Source organism: Actinomadura sp. 9N215, from assembly GCF_044326345.1.
Classification (GTDB): domain Bacteria; phylum Actinomycetota; class Actinomycetes; order Streptosporangiales; family Streptosporangiaceae; genus Spirillospora.
In genome coordinates this window covers 13,472-33,758 of sequence record NZ_JBIRBA010000002.1, presented here as the reverse complement: position 1 = coordinate 33,758, position 20,287 = coordinate 13,472, and the positions used below count along the sequence as shown (strand labels likewise).

Here is a 20,287-nt window from a genome sequence, read left to right as displayed (position 1 = left end):
GTCAGGAGATCCCCATCCCCGGAAGGAACCGGACGAGCAGGTCGATGAGCTTGATGCCGATGAACGGGGCGACGATCCCGCCCAGGCCGTAGACGGACAGGTTGCGGCTGAGCAGCGCCGAGGCGCCGGACGGCCGGTACTTCACCCCGCGCAGCGCGAGCGGGATCAGCGCGACGATGATGAGCGCGTTGAAGACGACCGCGGACAGGATCGCCGACTGCGGGCTGTGCAGCCGCATGACGTTCAGCGCGTCCAGGCCGGGGAACAGTGAGACGAACAGCGCCGGGATGATCGCGAAGTACTTGGCGATGTCGTTGGCGATGGAGAACGTGGTCAGCGCGCCGCGCGTGATGAGGAGCTGCTTGCCGATCTCGACGATCTCGATGAGCTTGGTCGGGTCGGAGTCCAGGTCGACCATGTTCCCGGCCTCCTTCGCGGCGGAGGTGCCGGTGTTCATGGCGACGCCGACGTCGGCCTGCGCGAGCGCGGGCGCGTCGTTGGTGCCGTCGCCGGTCATCGCGACCAGCCGGCCGCCGTCCTGCTCGCGTCTGATCAGCGCGAGCTTGTCCTCCGGTTTGGCCTCGGCGAGGAAGTCGTCCACGCCTGCCTCGTCGGCGATGGCCTTGGCGGTGAGCGGGTTGTCGCCGGTGATCATCACGGTGCGGATGCCCATCCGGCGCATCTCGTCGAACCGCTCCCGCATCCCGGCCTTCACCACGTCCTTGAGGTGGATGACGCCCAGCACGCGCGCCGTCCTCCCGGACTGCTCGCCGACCGCGAGGGGCGTGCCGCCCGAGGCGGACACCCCGTCCACGATCCGGCTCAGCTCGGCCGGAACGTTCCCTCCGCGTTCCCTGACCCAGTCGGCCACGGCCGCCGCCGCGCCCTTGCGGAGCCTTCGATCCGTCGAGCGGAGCTCGTCCGTTGAATGGCGGTGGGTGGGGGCTGGAGGACGGTCGGGGACGCCGTCGCCCAGTTCGTCCAGGTCGACGCCGCTCATCCGGGTCTGCGCGGTGAACGGCACCCAGGTGGCGTGGGTGAGCTCACCGGGCGTGCGTTCGCGCAGGCCGTACCGCTCCTTGGCGAACACCACGACCGAGCGGCCCTCGGGCGTCTCGTCGGCGAGGCTGGACAGCTGGGCCGCGTCGGCCAGTTCCTCCTCCGTCACACCGCTCACCGGGAGGAACTCGGCCGCCTGCCGGTTGCCCAGCGTGATGGTGCCGGTCTTGTCCAGCAGCAGCGTGTTCACGTCGCCGGCGGCCTCGACCGCGCGTCCGGACATCGCCAGGACGTTGCGCTGGACGAGCCGGTCCATCCCCGCGATGCCGATCGCGCTCAGCAGCGCGCCGATCGTCGTCGGGATCAGGCACACCAGCAGCGACACCAGCACGATGCCGCTGACGCCGCCGCTGCCCAGGGCCAGCGAGTCGGCCACGCCCGGGTTGCCGTCCCTGGAGTAGATCGCCATCGGCTGCAGCGTCGCGACCGCCAGCAGGAAGATGATCGTGAGTGCGGCCAGCAGGATGTTCAGGGCGATCTCGTTCGGCGTCTTCTGCCGGCTCGACCCCTCGACCAGCGCGATCATCCGGTCGATGAACGACTCCCCCGGCCGCTGGGTGATCTTCACGACGATCCGGTCCGACAGCACCTTCGTGCCGCCGGTGACCGCGGACCGGTCGCCGCCCGACTCCCGGATGACCGGGGCGGACTCGCCGGTGATCGCGGACTCGTCCACGCTCGCGATGCCCTCGACGACGTCGCCGTCGCCGGGAATGATCTGCCCGGCCTCGACCACCACGTGGTCGCCCTGCCGCAGCTCGGTCGCGCCGACCCGCTCCTCGCGCGGCTCGGCCTTCCCCGGCGTCCAGTCGAGCACGCGGCGCGCGACCGCGTCGGTCTTGGCCTTGCGCAGCGAGTCGGCCTGGGCCTTGCCGCGGCCCTCGGCGACCGCCTCCGCCAGGTTGGCGAACAGGACCGTCAGCCACAGCCAGGCCGTGATCAGCCAGGCGAACACGCTGGAGTCCAGCGCGGCGAGCACCGTGGTCCACACCGCGCCGACCTCGACGATCAGCATGACGGGGTTGCGCCACAGGGTGCGCGGATCCAGCTTGCGGGCCGCGTCCGGCAGTGACCGGGCCAGCATCGCCGGGTCGAGCAGGCCGCCCTGCACGCGACCGCCCTTCTTCGCGGGCGGCTGCGGCGCCGAACTAGGCGCCTGAAGTGTCTGGGTGGGCATCAGTGGATTCCTTCGGCGAGCGGCCCGAGCGCGAGCGCCGGGAGGAAGGTGAGTGCGACCAGGATGATCGTCACCCCGACGACGAGGCCGACGAACTGCGGCTTGTAGGTGGGCAGTGTGCCGTCCGACTGTGGGGCCGTGCCCTGCCGCGCCAGCGAGCCCGCCAGCGCGAGCACGAGGACGATCGGTATGAACCGGCCGAGCGCCATGCACAGGCCGAGCGCGGTGTTGTACTCCACGGAGCTGACCGTGAGCCCGGCGAACGCCGACCCGTTGTTGTTCGACGCCGAGGTGAACGCGTACATCACCTCGCTCAGCCCGTGCGCGCCGGTGTTCGCCATCCCCTCGCGGCCCCAGCCGTTGGCGACCGCGACGGCCGAGCCCGCCAGCACCAGGGCTGGCGTGACGAGGAAGTACATCGACGCCAGCTTGATCTCCCGGGCGCCGATCTTCTTGCCCAGGTACTCCGGGGTCCGGCCGACCATCAGCCCGGCGACGAACACCGTGATCACGGCCAGCACCAGCATCCCGTACAGGCCCGCGCCGACACCGCCCGGCGCGACCTCGCCCAGCATCATGTTGAACAGCACCATCCCGCCGCCGATGCTGGTGTAGGAGTCGTGGAACGAGTCGACCGCCCCGGTCGAGGTCAGCGTGGTCGCCGAGGCGAACATGCCCGAGTTCGACACCCCGAACCGGGTCTCGACGCCCTCCATGGCCGCGCCGGTCGCGGTCGGGACGGTCCCGTGGTGGATGAGCTGGAACACCTGCGTCACCACGACACTGGCGACGGCGATCACCGCCATCACCGAGGCGATCGCGTACCCCTGCCGGTTCTGCCCGACCATCCGGCCGAACGTGCGGGGCAGCGAGAACGGGATCAGCAGGATGAGGAAGATCTCGATCCAGTTCGTCCAGGGGGTGCCGTTCTCGAACGGATGGGCGGAGTTGGCGTTGTAGAACCCGCCGCCGTTGGTGCCCAGCTCCTTGATCGCCTCCTGGCTCGCCACGGGCCCGCCGGTGATCGTCTGCTCCCCGCCGCCGAGGGTGCCGACCACGTGGTCGGCCGGGTTCCAGAAGTTCTGCACCACGCCGCCCGCGATCAGCAGCACCGCCCCGACGAACGCGATCGGCAGCAGGATCCGCACCGTGCCGCGGGTCAGATCGACCCAGAAATTGCCCAGGTGGTCGCTCTTCCTGCGCGCGAACCCGCGCACCAGCGCGATGGCCACCGCCATGCCGACCGCGGCGGACACGAAGTTCTGCACCGCCAGCCCCGCCATCTGCGACAGATGGCTCATCGTGGACTCGCCCGAGTACCACTGCCAGTTGGTGTTGGTGACGAAGCTGACCGCGGTGTTCCACGCGCCGTCCGGCTTCACCGGCTCCATGCCGATCGCGAGCAGCAGTTTGTCCTGCAGGCGCTGCAGCAGGTAGAGGAACAGAATGCCGACCACCGAGAACGCCAGCACGCTGCGGGCGTACACGCTCCAGCTCTGCTCCGCGTCCGGCTTGGCGCCGACCAGCCTGTAGATCCCGCGCTCCACCCGCCAATGCGAACGGCCGCTGTAGACGCGGTACATGTAGTCACCGAGCGGGCGGTACACCACCGCCAGCGCGGCGACGAGGGACACGATGAACAGAATCCCCGCGACGGTCGCGCTCACTAGAATCGCTCCGGGTAGAGAAGGGCGACGACCAAGAACACGATCAGCCCGAATGCCAGGACCAGCCCCACCACGTTCTCGGCGGTCACAGTTTTTCCACGCCCTTCACCAGTAGGCCGAGCAGGACGAACACCGTCAGCGTCAGCAGGACGAAAATCACGTCAGACATCGCTTTTTCCTTCATTTCACCGAATGGCCGCGGACCGGGACGGCCCGCAACCGTGCGCGTCGTCGGGCCCGGTCGCCGCGAGACTTCCCGTCTTCACGACGTCGAATCCGGCCACCATGGCCCAGGCCACCGCCCCCCAGCGCACTGCCGGCCAGCAGAAACGCGACCTGCTCCAGGCGACCCATCACACCCCCTCCCCGGCATCGCGCGGTCCCCCGTTCGCGAGACCAACAAGGAGTAAAACGCCTGCTAGTTGGTGCTATAAGCCCTTTTGACGGGTCCTTAACGCGCCGACCCCGCGTTTTAACGCATTCCTGACGCGACCCCAGTACGCGGAGCCGCGAGGGCCGATCCAGGGAGAGAAACGCTGGGTCAGGAACAGCAGGCGCAGCCAGAGCCAACTCATCCGATCTTGCGAGCCGGTGGAAACCCGTTCGGGGGCGCGGCGCGTCTTAGCCAAATGATCGCTGGTGCTCTTCGCGGCCGGTGGGGGCGCCGGACGCGCGCCTTCGTCGGGACTGTCGTGTTGCTCGCGGTGACGCTGCCGGCCGGGTGCGCCCGGGACGGGGACGCGCCGCCGCCCCGGAGCCGCGAGGGATGGTGGCAGCCGCGGCCCGGGCAGGTCGCGGACTGGGACTGGCAGATCGACGAGCCGTACGACCTGTCCGCGCGGCGCGCCATGTTCGACCTGGACCTGTTCGACCTGGCCCCGGCCGGCTCGCGGTTGCGGTATTCCGACGGCCGATCCGTCGCGGTCCCGGCCGGCCCGCTGGCCGGCATGATCGACAAGCTGCACGCCCGGTCGCCCCGCCCGGTGGTGATCTGCTACCTCGACACCGGCGCCTACGAGCGCTACCGCCCCGACGCGGCCCGGTTCCCCGGGCACCGGCCCGGAGCGGAGCCGCCGAACCGGCCGCGCCCGCCGGAGGCCGGGTCGGCGATCGGCTGGGACACCGGCTGGGACGGCGAGCGGTGGCTGGACATCCGGCCCGCCGCCCGGCGCGCGTTCGCCGAGATCATCTGGGCCCGCCTGGATCTGGCCAGGAGGATCGGCTGCGACGGGGTCGAGCCGGATCAGAACAACCCGGTCGGCAACGATCCCGGGTTCCCGATCACCGTCGCCGACCAGTTGTCCTGGTACCGGGAGGTCGCCGCGCAGGCGCACGCCCGCGGCCTGTCGGTGGGCATGAAGAACGGCCACGACAGCCCCGGCTCCGCCGCGGCGCTGGTCGACTCCTTCGACTGGGCGCTGCCGGAGGAATGCGCCGAGCTCGACGAGTGCGCCGAACTCGACGTCTTCGTCGAGCGGGGCAAGGCCGTCTTCGCCGTCGACTACGAGGGCTCGGTCGACCCCGCGGCCGCCTGCCGCGCCCACCGGCGGCACGGCTTCGACGGGCTGGTCAAGGACGAACCGCCCACCGGAGCCCACCGGAGACCGTGCCGATCGTAAGACCGCCGAAATCGGCCGCCCGTCCCGGCCCGTCGTGAAGAACTCGGACGGCGTGAACGACCCCGCCGGCGGCGGGACGTCGTCCGTGCGGGCTTCAGCGGCGGTTCCGGCCGCGTACACGCGCACGCCACCAGGGACAACGACGATCTGTCGGGCTTGGAGATCACCGATGGTCTCGCATTCCGGAGGCACGTATGAGCCAGGTCAGTCGTCGGCGGTTCCTGCAGTTGGCCGGTGGTACGGCCGGGCTGGCCGCGCTCCCGCAGAGCATCGCGCGGGCGGCCGAGATACCCGCGCATCGCCGGACCGGCACGATCCGCGACGTGGAGCACATCGTCGTGCTGATGCAGGAGAACCGCTCGTTCGACCACTACTTCGGCACGCTGCCGGGCGTGCGCGGCCTCGGCGACCCCCGGCCTGTCATCCGGCCCGACGGGAAGCCGATCTTCCACCAGGCGGACGGGACGGCGGACGTCCTCCCGTTCCACCCCGAGGTCGACGACCTGGGCATGCGGTACCTGTACGGGCTGCCGCACGGCCGCAACGACGGCCAGCAGGCGTTCAACAACGGCAAATACGACAAGTGGATTCCGGCGAAGTCGAAGTACACGATGGCCTACCTCGACCGGGAGGACATCCCGTTCCATTTCGCGCTGGCCGACGCGTTCACCGTCTGCGACGGATACTTCTGCTCCTACCTCGGCGCCACCGACCCCAACCGCTACTACATGCTCACCGGTTACACCGGAAACGACGGCACGGGCGGTGGACCGGTCCTCGGCAACGAGGAAAAGGGATACGGCTGGACGACCTATCCGGAGCGGCTGGAGAAGGCGGGCATTTCCTGGAAGGTCTACCAGGACGAGGGAACCGGCCTGGACGCCGATGGAGGCTGGGGCTGGACCGACGACGCGTTCATCGGCAACTACGGCGACAACTCGCTGCTGTACTTCAACAACTATCGCAATGCCAAGCCGGGCGACCCGCTGTTCGAGAAGGCCCGCACCGGCACGAAGGCCATCAGCGGCGAAAGCTATTTCTCCATTCTTGAGAACGACGTCAAGAACGGGCGGCTGCCGCAGATCTCGTGGATTCCCGCGCCGGAGGCGTACAGCGAGCACTCCAACTGGCCGTCCAATTTCGGCGCCTGGTACATCGCCAAGGTCCTGGACGCGCTGACCGCCGACCCCGATGTCTGGAGCAAGACCGCCCTGATCGTCACCTACGACGAGAACGACGGCTTCTTCGATCACGTCGTGCCGCCGCACCCGCCGCTGCCGCGGACCGAGAGCGCCTCCACCGCCGACGCCGCCACCGAGTACTTCGCGGGCGGCGGCGGGTACGTGGCCGGGCCGTACGGCCTCGGCCCGCGCGTCCCGGCGTTCGTCGTGTCGCCCTGGAGCAAGGGCGGCTGGGTCTGCTCGCAGACCTTCGACCACACCTCGATCCTCCAGTTCATGGAGAGGCGCTTCGGGGTGCGCGAGCCGAACATCTCACCGTGGCGGCGCGCCGTGTGCGGCGACCTGACCAGCGCGTTCGACTTCGACGATCCGAACGGGCGGCCGGCGGGGCTGCCGGACACCGACGACTACGAGCCGCCGGACCGCGAGCGGCACCCGACCTTCGTCCCGGCGATCCCGGCCACGGCGCAGCCGCTCAAGCAGGAGCGCGGCCGGCGCCGCACCCGGCCGCTGCCGTACGACCTGAGCGTCGCCGGCGAGGTCGCGGACGGCCGGATCACCCTGAAGTTCGCCAGCCACGGCAAGGCGGGGGCCTGCTTCTACGTCACCGCCGCCGGTCAGGATCCGCGCACGTACACCGTCGAGTCCGGCCGCGAGCTGCCGGGTTCCTGGAACGCCGAGAGCTACGACCTGTCGGTGCACGGCCCGAACGGCTTCCTGCGCCGGTTCGCCGGGAACGCGGGCACGCGGGTCGAGGTCGAGGCGCACGTCAAGCACGGCGCAATCTGGCTGACGCTGATCAACAAGGAGGACCGGGCCGTCAGGTTCTCCGTCGCCGACGGCTACGGCCACGGCTCCCAGGCCCGCAAGATCCGGGTCCGTCCGAACGGCCGGGCGAGTCTCCCGGTGCTGCCGCTGCGCACTTCCAACTGGTACGACCTCACCGTCACCTGCGACGCCGGAAGCGACTTCGTGCGCCGCCTCGCCGGCCACGTCGAAACCGGCCGGCCCGGCCTCACCGACCCCGGTATCAAGGTGCGATGAACGGCACTGGAGGGTGCCTGAAAAGGATCGCGGTGGGCGCGAGGACGGTCTCGGTCGAGACGGTGGCCCGGTAACGGGCGTCGTCGTCGGCCGAGCGGTAGCGGGGACGGTCGATCGTCCAGGTGAAGGTGTAGGTGTCCGGGGCAAGCGGGGCCGCGGGGATCAGCAGGGCACGATCCTCCGTGCCGTTGGTCAGCACGGCGAGGTCGATCTCCTGCGTGCGCTCGACGGGCAGCGGCAGGGCCGGTCCGAGCGGTTTGCCGGAGGCGTCCAGCAGCCGTATGTGGTCCAGCGGCATGGGCAGCGGCGGGGTCTTGCGCGTCCGCCCCAGCTCACCATGGAAGTCCGTGCCGTCGATCTGGGCGCTGTACAGCCGGTACTCCGGGCCGGGCAGGCCGCGCACCGAGTGGACGAGCGTGTGCGTCTTGCCGACGGTGGGCAGCGCCTTGGTGGAGATCGGTCCGTCGATGACGCCGTCGCCGAAGACCAGCCCGGCGGCGAACTCCAGCAGCTCGCGTGGCGCGTCGGAGGGCGGCTGTCCCCGCAGCGTGTGCGTGACGCGGAGGCTGACGTCGCGGCTGAACGGCAGGCGTTCCGGGCTCTCCAGAACCAGCAGCCGCGACCCGACGGAGCCGAGCCGCAGTCCGGGCACCGACGGCGACAGCGGGATCGCGAGCTCGCTGATCCACCGGTCGAACAGGCGCTGGCGGATCTGGGGGTCGCCGGCCATCGCCGCCGGGATCTGGCCGATCGTGGCGGCGCGAAGCGCGGCGACTCCGTCCGCGTCGCCCGGGAGCGGCCGGACCTGGCCGTCCCAGCCGCCGATGTGCTCCTCGAAGGAGGCGTACCTGCTCGTGGTCACCTGGGTGATGTAGGCGTCCAGGCCGTCGACGTGCAGCGCGGCGCATGCGGCGGATCCGGACAGGACGATCGCGACCCGGCCCTCGCGCAGGTCTCCGCGCGCGGCCTCGACGGAGACCTCCCCGACGCGTGCGCGCACACGGTCGTCGAAGACGAGCACTTCCAGCGCGTACGGGCTCCCGGCGGGGGAACCGGCGGGCAACGGGGCGGCGGCCAGCTGCTGCGTCCCGCCGCCGCGCCGGGCGAGGAGCCGCAGCTGCCCGCCGCCGATCACGGCCACCAGCGCCCGGTCCACGCGCGGCAGCCCGTTGACGGCGACGGCGACGCCGGCCGCGGCTCCTTCGCCGTCGGCGGAGGAGAACTCGGCATTGATCTTGATGTGATCCCAGGTCGTCTCGCCGAACACGGCGTAGTGCCGCAGCCCCGGCGCCCCGGAGGCGGAGAGCGCGCCATCGCCGACCCGCCACGCCGATGCGGTGGTCAGCCCCTCGTCCGCGGGGGTGAAGGCGGTCTCGTCACCGGCCGCGAACGGGCGGCGCGACACGTGCGGGCCGTCCTTCCCCCGGACGGCGACCCGCAGCGTGGCCCGCGCCGGCCAGAGTTCCCCGGTGGGCACGTGCGCGAGGACCTGCGACGAATGCAGCCGGAGCTCGTCGAGGTCGCAGGACGGCGACAGGACTTCGAGGTTCTCCAGCCGCCGCGCCATCGGCTGCAGCGTCGGAGCGTGACGGACCGTCGCCTGCACCACCGAACCGTCGATGACCCGCGGCGCGCGGATCGGCGGCGGCGTGGCTCGGTGCGCGACGACCCAGTCGGCGCTGGGCACCGACAGCCGCTCCCCGTCGAGCTGCGCGACGACCGGCACCCACTCCAGCAGCTGAGCGCGCTCGGCGGGGGCGTTCGGCGCAGGCGTCCGGTCGACGGGGAGCAGCGAGTTGAACCGTTCGTCGAAGGCCAGCACGATCGGTTCGCGGCGATACAGCACCTCTCCGTAAACCGACTCGACATAGGGCTCCAGCTCGGTGCCCGGCGTCACCGTCGCGTTGAGTCCGGGCAGTCCGCGGGTACGGAAACCGGCCCGCTGGACGACGAGCACCTCCTGCGCGCTGCGGTCGTAGTCGACCGTCGAACGCACGGTCAGCGCGATCTCGTAGTCGTGGTTGGGCAGCCAGGCCAACTTCCCGCCGCCGGCGGCGTGGGCGCCGCACCGGCCCTCATCGGCCAGCCGGTCGCGCTCCTCGCGCACGGTCCGGTACCGCAGCTCTTTGATCTCCAGCCACTCCCCGGCGGGCTCGGCCGGCCCCACCTGACGCTCGTAGCGCAGCGTCACCGACGTGATCCCGTCAGCGTCCTGGCATCGGATCGGCATCGCGGGACTGCCCTGATGCAGCGGAATCACCTGACGGTCGACGACGCTCAGCCCCCGCACCGCCTCGACCACGAGCGCGCTGCGCAGATCCGGCGACGCCACCGGCCGCCAGAACGCGGTGAGGTCAAGCGCGAAGGCCGGTTCGTCGAACGTCACCACCGCGATCGTCAGCTCCTGCGCGCTCGTGACCACCACTCTGGCGGCCGCGTTCGCGACCACGACCGGGGGCCGCACCCAGCGCATCGTGCTCTCGCTCTCGGTGAAGCGCTGCACCACCGGCACCCGGCTCCCGACGGGCAACCCGGTGAAGTCGAGAACGTGCTCGACGGCGGGCCGTTTGAAGCAGCAGGGGAACGACGGGTCCTTGGCGAGCAGCCCCTCCTCGACGGCCGGGTCGCCGGTCAGGAACGTGTACGGCGTATCGGCGTTCACCAGCAGCCTGCGCGGATCGACCGTGTCGTCGTCGGCGACGACGTCCGCGTCCCACCTGAAGCGCACCTCCGACCGGAACCGCACGCTCAGATCGGGGTCGTTCAGCAGGTCGCCGAGACCGCCGATCTCGCTGTCGGCCGGTGCCAGCAGATCGGTCCACACGCCGGCGCCGGGGCCGAAGCGCGGCCGTCGCCGGATGCCGACGCGGACGAGCGTGTACGTCGCGCTCAGCTGATTCTCCGCGGGAGGAGTCGCCGCCTGCCGTCCGGCGCCGACCGGAGTGCTCGGCACGACCGTGGTCTCGTTGCCGACCGCGACCGCGAGGTTGACGGCGATGACCGAGTCCACGCTGACCGGTGTGAGCCCGGCCCAGACCGATTCGCCGATCGGCCCGCCGGACGCGCTCAGCCCGGTGATCGAATGGACGGCGCCGGGCGCGCCGAGCTCCGTCGCCGCCAGCGCGGTCTCGGTCGACGTCCCGGGATCCAGCGCACCGGCGTTCAGCAACGGCGCGGACAGCACCGGCATCGCCTCCGGTTGCGGCGTCTCCCTGACCCGCGTCACGCGCCAGGTGACGTCGGGGAGCCACCACGGCGTCTCGATCCGCACTTCGAGGCTGACCCGGCGGTAGTTGGGCTCCTGCGGCCCGAGCTGCTCGAAGACCGCCTTCACCACGGCGCCGAACGAGAACACGTGGAACACCTTGATCCGCAGTGCCACCTCGGTCCAGGCGATGAAGCCGGACGAGCCCGCCTCGTTGCCCCACACCCCGACCAGGAGGCCGAACGCGGCGTAGAGCTGGACCTTGCCGATCGAGCACAGCCCCTGCACGGACAGGGTGAGCGCGAACCCGGCGCCGCTCGTCTCCCGGGACAGCTCGAAGGCGAACGCGACGGAGAGGCGGCCGCTCAGCCCGAGCAGCGACTTGTCCATCGACAGCGTCAGCCAGGTCGCCGGGTCGGCGAGCCGGCCGATGGCGAACGTGGCCGGCGAGTCGCTCGCGAACACCCTCCCGGCCAGCTTCGCCAGCCCCCTGAGCAGGCCGCTGTCGGTGTCGAGCAGCTTGGCGAGGTCGATGTCCACCTCGATCAGGGCGCTCCACCCGCCGTCGCCGATCTCGACCGCGCCGGTGCCGATCCTGTTCTTGAGCGCGAACACGTCGGCGGCGACGAACAGCACGGTCGCATCGCTGTCGTACACGAAGATGAACGACCGCAGGAACACCGCCTTGCCCACCGGCAGCGTGATGTCGGCGCCGATGCCGCCCGCCACGGCGCCCTGGTCGACCCGCCAGCCGCCGCGCTGCTGGTCGCGGTCGCCGCGCAGCTCGACCGCGCCGGATCCGCTGTGCTGCTTGTACCAGTCGAGCAGCCGCATCTCCTGCGGGCGGCCGCTCGGCTCGGGCAGGAGCGGCGACAGGCCGGAGGCGCCCAGCGCCCGCACGTTGCGCAGTTGCGTGAAGCCGAGCGGCAGGTGGGACAGCTGGGCGCCGAACAGCCAGTACGTGAAATTGTCCACAGGACCGGTGACGCGGCCGTACGCGAACTGCGCGCCGGCGCTCACCTCCGTCCCGAGCGCCGGGAACCGGAGCAGCAGGCCGAGGGCGAACTCCCGGATACGGTGCCCGTTCACGGCGATGTCGGTGATCCCGCCGGATCCGCTGAATTCGAACGCGCCCTTCCTGACGAACAGGCTGACGCCGTCGAGCAGCCACTCCGCCGCCCGTTCGCTGCCGCCGGTGCGCAGCCGCAGCCGCCGGAACCGCAGCCCGGCGCCGCCGCCGGCCGGCTCCATTGGCGCGGGCTCACCGGGAGTGCTCGGGGAAAGCCTCTTCTCCGGCTGGTCGCCCGCGCCGGGGAAGACCGAGATCCCGCCGCTGAAACCGATGTAGCGGCCGCCGTTGTCCTCGCTGAGGAACGCGACCTCCTCGACCTCCAGCTGGACCGCGCCGAAGGCGTACAGCTTGATCGACTCGGGGAACCAGAGGTCCGGCAGGAGCTTGACCTCCCCCTGGTCCCAGCCGAGGTCGCGCAGCACCATCGTCTGCCTGACCCGCGCCGTGAACGGCTTGCCCGTGTCCTCGCCGATCTGGACGCCGAGGTCGGCCAGCAGCCGTGCGTGGTCGTCCCAGCCGCTGTCCGGCACGTGGCGCAGCAGGTAGCCGAGCTTCACCGTCATCAGGCTGACCGTCACGTTGAGGAACGTGAGGAGCTTGAGCGGCTTCGGCGGCACCCAGGCGCCCTGCACGAGCCAGCCGTCGGTGACGTCGATGAGCAGCCCCTGGTCCGTGTCCTCGTCGTCGCCGAACAGGACGGCCATCCGGACGACCGCGGTGGCCGGCGTCTCGAAGAGCAGCCGGAAGATCTTCAGCCGCCAGCCGTCGAGCACAGGCAGCTTCACTTCGACGGGTGCGAGGGTGAGGTCGTACGCCTCCGGCTCGTCACCTCCCTGGAGGACGGCGCGTCGCAACCCGAACCGGCCGTGCACCGGGATCGGAAGGAGCGTCCGCACCGGCAGCGCCAGGTCTTCGAGGACGAACTCCAGATCGGCCGCGGCCGTCTGGTCCGCGACCCGGTCGAGGAGCCCCTTGATCGGGTCGAGGGTGTGGTCGAGATCCAGCGTCCGTACGGTGAACAAACCGCCGAGGTCGCCGGTGATGGTGTGCCGCGTCCACTCCAGCGCCAGTTCGTGCTCGGTGTGCTCGCCGCTCAGTTTCGGATATGGCAGGAAGCCGAGGTCGTGCACGGCGCGGCACGGCAGCCCGCTGAACCGGCACGCGCCGAACGAGATCGGCACGGCCGGCTCGATCACCACCTGCCCTTCCTCGGTGAGCCGCACCCGCAGGTGCACGAAGATCGACGACGGCGCCACATCCCTGAGCACCGCCTCGAACGTGTCGTAGAAGCCGGGCTCGAACGGGCCCGCTTGCTTGACGTCCGCGATCCGTGGCGTCACCGGCGTCACCAGTGCGGGCGGCAGCCGGATCTCGACCGGCAGGCCCTCGACCACCACCTCGACGCCGGCGGCGGACTGGGTGACGAACAGCCGTACCGGCCGGGCCAGCACGACCGGGCGCAGCAGGAACACGACGTCGGGCATCTTCTTCAAGACCAGCGGATGCGGGTTGGGATGCGGCTTCACGGCCGCTTCGGCGAACATCCCGACCCGGTCGGCCGCGGCGCCCGGCCGGACGGCGCCGAACTCCAGCACGGAGTTCAGGTAGCCGACCAGCGGCTGGAGGTTCTTCTCGTCGAAGACGCCGTCCGGCAATTTCGCGGCGGCTTCGGCGGTGCTCGTCACGCCGAGCAGGGCGAACAGGGTCAGTGGTTCGCTGGTCATGGGTGACAACCTCACACCTGGCCGAGTTCGGGGCCGATCGTCGGATCGGGGTCGTTGGCGGTGGTGGATTCGGCGAAGACGTTCCAGAGGTACGGGATGATGGCCAGCTCGAAGGTCGGCACTCCGGGAAACGACAGCAGCTTCTTCCAGGTCGCGGATTCGCTGGGGAACCCGTATTCCGGGGTGACGCCGAGCACCCCGAACGTGCTGAGCCGGTTGCCGTTGACGACCGGCCGGCGGAACAGCTCGAACGCGGCCACCGGATCGGCCAGCAACGCGCGGCCCATCGCGGGCGGAATCCCCAGATGCTCGGCCCACAACGCGGTCCGCAGCGCCAGCGCCGGGTTGTCCCGCGCCGCCTTGAGCCTTTCCGGGACGGCGAACGCGGTGATCTCCCCGTCGTGGAAGAACCCGCGCCGGTTGGCGTTGCACGAGCCGATCCCGGCGAAGACGTCGTCCACCATGATCGCCTTGGTGTGCACGTAGATGCCGGTGACCTGGTGCAGGCTCACCGGGGACCCCGGGGCGTGTGCCCGGGGCCTGGCCTCCCACAGCGCCCCGGAACCGCCCGATCGCCGTACCAGGTACCGGCGTGCCGGGACGGCGGCCGCCACGTCGCCGCGGTCCTCGACCGCGAGCATCCGCTCCCCTTCGACCCAGAGCCAGAACGGGACGCCGCCGGGCAGCCGCGACCGCGGCCCGAGGGTGACCAGCGCGTCCCCGTCCGACTTCCCGAGCGGTTCCAGCAAGATCAGCCGTCCCTTGGCCGCCACCCGCTCGGCGTCGCCCAGCACCGGACGCCGGACGACGGTGCCGACGATCATGCGGTCGCCCCAGGCCTCGTCCAGCCGCTGGAAGATCTGCCGCCGCCGGATGTCGCCGACGACCTGGTCGGGTCCGCCGGTGAGCACGATCAGCAGCCGCGGCCTCGGGTCGCGGGCGGCCGCCTCGACCAGCGCGTGGACGTACCCGTCGTGCGGGGTGAAGTACTGGTCCTCGATGTAGATGTACTCCCGCGCCTGCCCGATCGCGCGGAGGGTCGCCTGCTCGATCGTGGCCTCACCGGCCGGTGACCACGGCAGCGGCGTGCTGCCGCCGCCCGGGTCCGGCGCGAAGCCGGTGCGCGCGATCTGGACCAGGTGCCGGGCGGGCTGCGGCGGCACGGTGCCGGCGTCCGGGGTCGGGAAGGCCAGGTCCAGCGCCGGCGTGCCGGACGGCCGGCGGCCGGCGTCGAACTCCCAGCGGCGGGCGAAGGTCAGCGCGAGATCGGCCGCGGCCGGGCCGGTGACGCGGGCGTGCACGTCGTGAAACGGGTCGACCTTGGGACTGCTGGAGATCTCGCCGGGCGGGCGCCACGCCTTTCCATGGTGGCCGGGGGTGTCCAGCCGGTTGCGGGTGACGTCGATCCCGCCGGCGTATCCGACCACTTCGCCGTCCACGCGACGCACGACCTGGAATTTCTGGTGCCAGCTCGTCGGCCCGTCGATGAACTGCGCGGGATCGATGTCCACCGGGTTGTCGACCAGCGGGACGAGGGGATTGTCGGCGAACCGCGCCGGGTGCCGGGCCCGCAGCGCGATTCCCGGGCGCATCTCGTCGAGGACGGCGGCCATTCCCTTGCTGTGGTCGAGGGAGTCTTCGAGCACGCCCTTCAGGAATTCGATGAGGGGGTTGGCCGCCAGCGCGAGAACGACGTTGACGCTCAGAAGGGCGAGGTAGCCGTAGTCGTCGGTTTTGAGCTTCTTCGACAGGGACGCCACGATGAGTGCGTCGACGCCGAGGGTCAGCAGCAGCACCATCAGGCGGCTGACGTCGTCGGACGGCGCGTCCTGGCGGAACTCCAGGAGCTTGTCCATCAGGAACCGCGCGCCTTCGCCGTCGTCGCCGTCCCCGAGGCCGCGGATCACTTCGGTGAACATCGACCCTTCGGGATCGGCCAGGTCGAGCGGGACGTCGTCGAACGACCATCCCGCGAAATGCGCAGCATCGGCGGCGCGCAGGTCGGCGAGCAGCGAGCGGAAGGTCGAGACGCCGTCGACCAGCGGCTCCATCCTGCTGTCCTGCCGGACGTGCCCGAGCCCCTCGGCGAGCCGCGGCGGCCGGTCGGCGAACCAGCTCGCGGCGTCGAGCAGCTGCAGATGCCCGGCCGTCAGCGCGGCGGGAATGGTCAGCGGCGTGCCCGGAGGGGTGCTCGTGGTCCGGTCGTCCGGTGCGGCCAGCCCGTTCTCGTACAGGGCGTGCACGGGCCGGACGGCCTGCCAGGCCAGCTGCACGTCCCCGGGCGGCAGCGGCAGCGTCCCGTCCGCTCCCGCGGTGACGAAGGACGCGTTCACCTGGAAGCCGGCACCGGCGGCGGGCCGTCCGACGTGGTCGAGGACCCGGACCGACCTCCCGCCGGACGCGAACCGGCCGAGCCCCCGCCAGGCGGTGACCGCGAGGGCGTCGTCCAGCCCGGTCATGGCCAGCGCGATCTGCTCCACCCAGGCCGCGGGCGACAGCGCGACCCGGTCGTCGAACAGCAGCCCGGCGTACGCGGCGGCGACGAAACCGATCGTGCTGTCGACGCGTATCAGGTGGTTCTCGGCGGGCAGGGGGCCGGTGGTGACCGGCGCCAGGTAGAACGTGGGATATCCGGGGAGCCGCCGCAGCACGTCGGCGCCCTCGAACGGAAGCGGCGAAAGCTCGGCGGCCACCGTCACACCGGGCAGGCCGGCCACCGTCACCCGGCGGCACGTGCCGGTGACCGGCGCCGCCAACCGGAACGGCGACGTGCCCTCGGCCGCGAGCCGCAGCCAGACGACGGTCGCGCCGGCATGGCGTGCGACCCCGTCCCGGACGATCGGCTCGGCGGCGCCGCGCGGCGGATCGGGCAGCGCCACGGGCAGGTCGGGGCCGTCCCGGCGGACCCCGGTCGCGGGCACGAAGGGCGTGAAGGTCGGCATCGGGTCACACCTCCACCGTGTACGGGCCGATCAGGCACGACGGGACGCCGTCGTGCGTCAGGGTCGCCAGCCAGACCCGGGTGCGTTCTCCGGTCACCGGCACGGTGAGCTCGCGCGTCCCGTTCGGATCGGTCACGACGTCCGGGCCGGTCATCGGGAGCACGGTCGGGGCCAGCATGCCGCCGTCCGGCGTGCGCAGCCACAGCCCGCCGCCGGGCGGCAGGTCCGGCCGGTTCGGCACCCGGCTGATCTCGGTGACCTCGACCGGGCCGGACGCCGTCGACGGGGCCTGGAAGAGCAGTACGTGGCTCACGGCCGGGTCGGCCGGCACCGCGATCCGCAGCCCGTCGGCCCCGCGCAGCCGGAAGGGGGCGACGCCGGGCATGAGCGACGGCACCCGGACCACGACCCGGGCGGTCGCCGATCCCGCCGAGACCTGACCGGCCGCGTCGACCGCGCGGACCCGGTAGATCCACCGGTCCGCGGCGGGCGGCAGGACCTCGGTGAACGGCCCCGGCGGCGCCGGTTCGCCGTGGGCCGCGGCGAACAGCCGGTCGCGGTAGGCGTGCCGGCCCGCCAGATACACCAGGAACCGGTCGCTCACCGCGGTGCTGACGCCGGACTGGAGCGCGGCGACGAGCTCGGCGCGGTCCGCCTCGTTGGGCACCGCGATCTCGACCTCGGCGTCGCCGGGCGCCGCGGGCTCGACCGGGACCGCGTGCACCCGCCCGCCGGACGTGGCGCGGCACGCCTCGATCAGCGCGCCGGCGGCGACGCGTTCGTACCGGAGCCGTCCGGCCTGGAACGCCGCGGGCGGGAGGTAGGCCGTGAGGTCCAGCGGGAAGCGCAGCGGCTCCGCGCCGGGCTCCGGGGTCCGCAGGCGCGGAACCGCCGCGAGCGGCGGCGGGATCTCCAGCACCGGCCGGCCGGCGTAGCGCCCGGAGGCGACGACCGGCGCGATCGCGCTCTCGTTGCCTGGGCGCGATTCCGCGTCCGCGCGCTGATCCGCGACGTACGGCTGGTCGTCGGCGGCGCTGACCCCGACCCACAACGCGTCCGCGGGATGGCCTGGGGTGAGGGTGAGCCGGTCGCGCAGCACCACCTCATACGCCGTGGCGCCGGTGATCGGGACGGCCTGGATCCGTTCCGCCCAGGCCGGCGGGCGGGTCAGGCCGGGCGTGAGCGGGTGGTCGAGCCGTATCGGGCCGAGGGCGGGCACCGGCGCCGCGCCGCCGACCGGCAGCCGGGTCTCGACGACCATGGACACCGTGGTGCCGCCGGTGTGCGCGCGGATCAGGAACGGGTGTCCGGCGCGCAGCCGCCGCCCGGCGGCCAGGTCGGCCTGGACGGGCCGGTCGAGCCGCAGATCCAGGCCGTACGACGTGACCGGTCCGGTGCTGAGCGCCGTCACCTTCAGAACCTGCCCGTGGACGACGTTCAGCGGCGGCGCGGCATAGATCCGGAACTCGCGCGCGTAGTCGTCCTGTCCGCGTTGTTCCGCCTGCCAGCTCCAGCGCAGCACGATCGCGTTGTCGCCGGTGCCGAGCAGGTCCTGCTCGGCCGCGGTCAGGTCGGACGCTCCGCGCACCAGCACGCGCGCCGCGACCTCGATCGGCACGGGCGGGGGAGCGTGTTTCTCCAGCCGGAGCGGTGCCGTCTCCGTCCACGTCGGGCTGGGCCGTCCGATCGCGTCGACGGCGCGGACCCGGTAGCGGACGGACGTACCGGGCTCGGGCCCCGACGGGAGGACGTCCATCAGGCTCAGATCGTGGTCGCCGCCGGCGGGGCGGCCCGCCGTCTCCGGGAACGCCAGCATCAGTTCGGCGCCCGGGTGCAGCCGCGGATCGCGGATCCCGGCGTCCCGGTCCCCGAGGGTCCAGTTCTCGTCCTCGTGGACGGGCGCCCAGCCGTCCTCCGCCCGGCGCTGCACCTCGAAGATCGCGGCGTCCAGCGGCGGGGGCGACTGGGCGTCCAGCGGCCAGCCGGTCAGGCCGAACGCGGGTGAAGGCCGCCAGGAGACCCGGAAGCCGAGCTCATGCCGGGCTCCCGCGACCGACTGCGCCGAGCCCTGGGGCGATTGCAGGTTCGCCGCGGAGGCGTTCAGCGGGGCCGCGGGCGGCGGGGTGTCGGTCAGGACGATGGGGGGCGTCACGACGTACGCCTCCGCCGGGGCGTCGTTCGCCGTCGAGACCCGCAGCGCGTGCAGGAAACCCTTCCCCCGCAACCGCAGCCGGCCCGCCGGCCCTCCGAACATGAGCCGCGGCGCCGTGCCCGGGGGCACCTGCCCGGCGCCGTGCACCGTGTCGAACACGAGGTCGTGACCTTCGGCGAGTTCGAGGATCACGGACGTCGCCGGCGCCGGGAAGTCCGCGACCAGGCTCCAGTCGTCGAGCGACGGCGTGACCCAGAACGAGTCGTGGCGCGGCTCCAGCGCGATGCCGCGCCTGATGACCCGCACCGGATCGCCGGACGCCGCCGCAGTGAGGCCGACGATCACCGGCTGCGGCAGCCGGATCCGGACGCCGCCGATCGAGAAGTCGGCGGGCAGCAGCGTCCCGGACGGCACGGTCGCGAAGCCGTGGTTGGCGTCGGCCAGGTCCTCGGCCGGGAATTCCGCGCTGATCCGGTATTCGTAGCGGCCCCCGTTGAGCAGCGCGGGATCGTCGTCGAACAATCCGAACCCCAGGACTCGCCGCCATTTCGGATGCGCCAGCAGGACGCTCAGCGAGTCGAGTCCCCGGACCTCATCGTCGTCGTCGGCGCCGGACTCCTCCCGGATCAGCAGCGCGAGCTCGGACGGGCGCGTCCCCGCGGCCCGCAGGATCGGCCGGACCACCCGGGCGACCCTGCCGAACTCCTCCGCCGAGATGCTCTCCCCTGGCAGCAGCCGGCGCCTGGCCTCGGCCAGCTCGTCGGCCTCCGTGACCAGCGAGGGCATCACCTCGCCGAACGGTAGCGTCAGGTCCCGGACGACCACCGTCGCGTCCTGCCACCCGGTCGCCTCGTCGCCGGGAAACTCGACGCAGACCCGTACCGCCGTCGGATCGTGGGTCACGACCTCCACCGCGTCGATCCGCGGCGCCCGCAGCATGTGCTCGGTCTGTCCTGGGGACGGCCCTTGCACGGCGACCGTCCGGCCCTCGCAGTAGGCGACGGCCAAGGACGATCCGGCCGTGACGGCGATCCGCACCAGCGGGTGGTCGTCGATGAGATCGATGTGGAACACCTCGGCCGGTGTCCCGCCGTCCGGCGACCCCGTGCCGTCCAGCGGATCGAGCCATCTGCCCGGCCGCAACGTGACGACGCCGAGATCCAGCATCGCCTCCCGGGTCGACCGCAGCTCCGCGATCGCCGCGGCGTCGAGCTGCCGGCAGTTCAGCGCCTCCCGGCCGCGCGCGAACCGGCGCCGCACCGTCCAGCCGCCCGGCGCGTACAGCCACGACCGTGGCCCGCTCCAGGACAGATGGATCCCCCTCGCACCCACTGTGACCTGTGCGATCCCGTACGCGTCCACGCCGCCGGCGCCCATGCCCCGTCCCCCTTCCCGCCTGCCGTACATCCCACCCGGCCTGCGGAGCAGGGCGCTTCGGGGAACTC

The 20,287-nt window shown here is 71.9% G+C and carries 8 protein-coding genes; 2 read left to right on the top strand and 6 right to left on the bottom strand.

All coding sequences use genetic code 11. The annotated features are described in order from the left end of the window. Position 1: 1 nt before the first annotated feature. The 3 genes from kdpB to kdpF are packed head-to-tail and all read right to left on the bottom strand — an operon-like array spanning position 2 to position 3,974. A complete protein-coding gene (kdpB, locus tag ACH34T_RS03005; RefSeq protein WP_395990374.1) occupies positions 2 to 2,236 on the bottom strand; it encodes a potassium-transporting ATPase subunit KdpB in 2,235 nt (744 codons plus the stop codon). Then, positions 2,236 to 3,903: a potassium-transporting ATPase subunit KdpA gene (gene kdpA, locus ACH34T_RS03000; RefSeq protein WP_395990373.1), complete on the bottom strand. Its 1,668-nt coding sequence runs from the start codon at positions 3,901 to 3,903 to the stop codon at positions 2,236 to 2,238. The genes kdpB and kdpA overlap by 1 nt, the downstream gene beginning before the upstream one ends. Beyond that, complete coding sequence (kdpF, locus tag ACH34T_RS02995) at positions 3,903 to 3,974, bottom strand: K(+)-transporting ATPase subunit F (RefSeq protein ID WP_395990850.1); 72 nt, start codon at positions 3,972 to 3,974, stop codon at positions 3,903 to 3,905. Before kdpF ends, kdpA begins: the two co-directional genes overlap by 1 nt. Before the next feature lie 621 nt (positions 3,975 to 4,595). On the opposite strand from kdpF, the gene ACH34T_RS02990 reads away from it, so the two are divergent. Both ACH34T_RS02990 and ACH34T_RS02985 read left to right on the top strand, forming a co-directional pair. Continuing rightward, positions 4,596 to 5,522, top strand: a complete 927-nt coding sequence (locus ACH34T_RS02990) for an endo alpha-1,4 polygalactosaminidase (RefSeq protein WP_395990372.1) — start codon at positions 4,596 to 4,598, stop codon at positions 5,520 to 5,522. Positions 5,523 to 5,716: 194 nt separating this feature from the next. Continuing rightward, complete coding sequence (locus ACH34T_RS02985; RefSeq protein WP_395990371.1) at positions 5,717 to 7,747, top strand: phosphocholine-specific phospholipase C; 2,031 nt, start codon at positions 5,717 to 5,719, stop codon at positions 7,745 to 7,747. Here ACH34T_RS02985 and ACH34T_RS02980 read toward each other — a convergent pair. From ACH34T_RS02980 to ACH34T_RS02970, 3 genes are read right to left on the bottom strand one after another with little or no spacing between them, the layout of a single operon-like run. Next, on the bottom strand, positions 7,734 to 13,748 hold the full coding sequence (locus ACH34T_RS02980) for a hypothetical protein (RefSeq protein ID WP_395990370.1): 6,015 nt from the start codon (positions 13,746 to 13,748) through the stop codon (positions 7,734 to 7,736). The genes ACH34T_RS02985 and ACH34T_RS02980 overlap by 14 nt on opposite strands. Before the next feature lie 11 nt (positions 13,749 to 13,759). After that, positions 13,760 to 16,690, bottom strand: a complete 2,931-nt coding sequence (locus ACH34T_RS02975) for a hypothetical protein (RefSeq protein ID WP_395990369.1) — start codon at positions 16,688 to 16,690, stop codon at positions 13,760 to 13,762. 4 nt (positions 16,691 to 16,694) lie between these two features. Beyond that, a complete protein-coding gene (locus ACH34T_RS02970; protein ID WP_395990368.1) occupies positions 16,695 to 20,219 on the bottom strand; it encodes a hypothetical protein in 3,525 nt (1,174 codons plus the stop codon). Positions 20,220 to 20,287 lie beyond the last annotated feature (68 nt).

Coding starts and splice junctions, on each gene's coding strand:
- ACH34T_RS02980 (WP_395990370.1), bottom strand. CDS start 13,748: ATGACCAGCGAACCACTGACCCTGTTCGCCCTGCTCGGCGTGACGAGC.
- kdpB (WP_395990374.1), bottom strand. CDS start 2,236: ATGCCCACCCAGACACTTCAGGCGCCTAGTTCGGCGCCGCAGCCGCCC.
- ACH34T_RS02970 (WP_395990368.1), bottom strand. CDS start 20,219: ATGGGCGCCGGCGGCGTGGACGCGTACGGGATCGCACAGGTCACAGTG.
- ACH34T_RS02975 (WP_395990369.1), bottom strand. CDS start 16,690: ATGCCGACCTTCACGCCCTTCGTGCCCGCGACCGGGGTCCGCCGGGAC.
- ACH34T_RS02985 (WP_395990371.1), top strand. CDS start 5,717: ATGAGCCAGGTCAGTCGTCGGCGGTTCCTGCAGTTGGCCGGTGGTACG.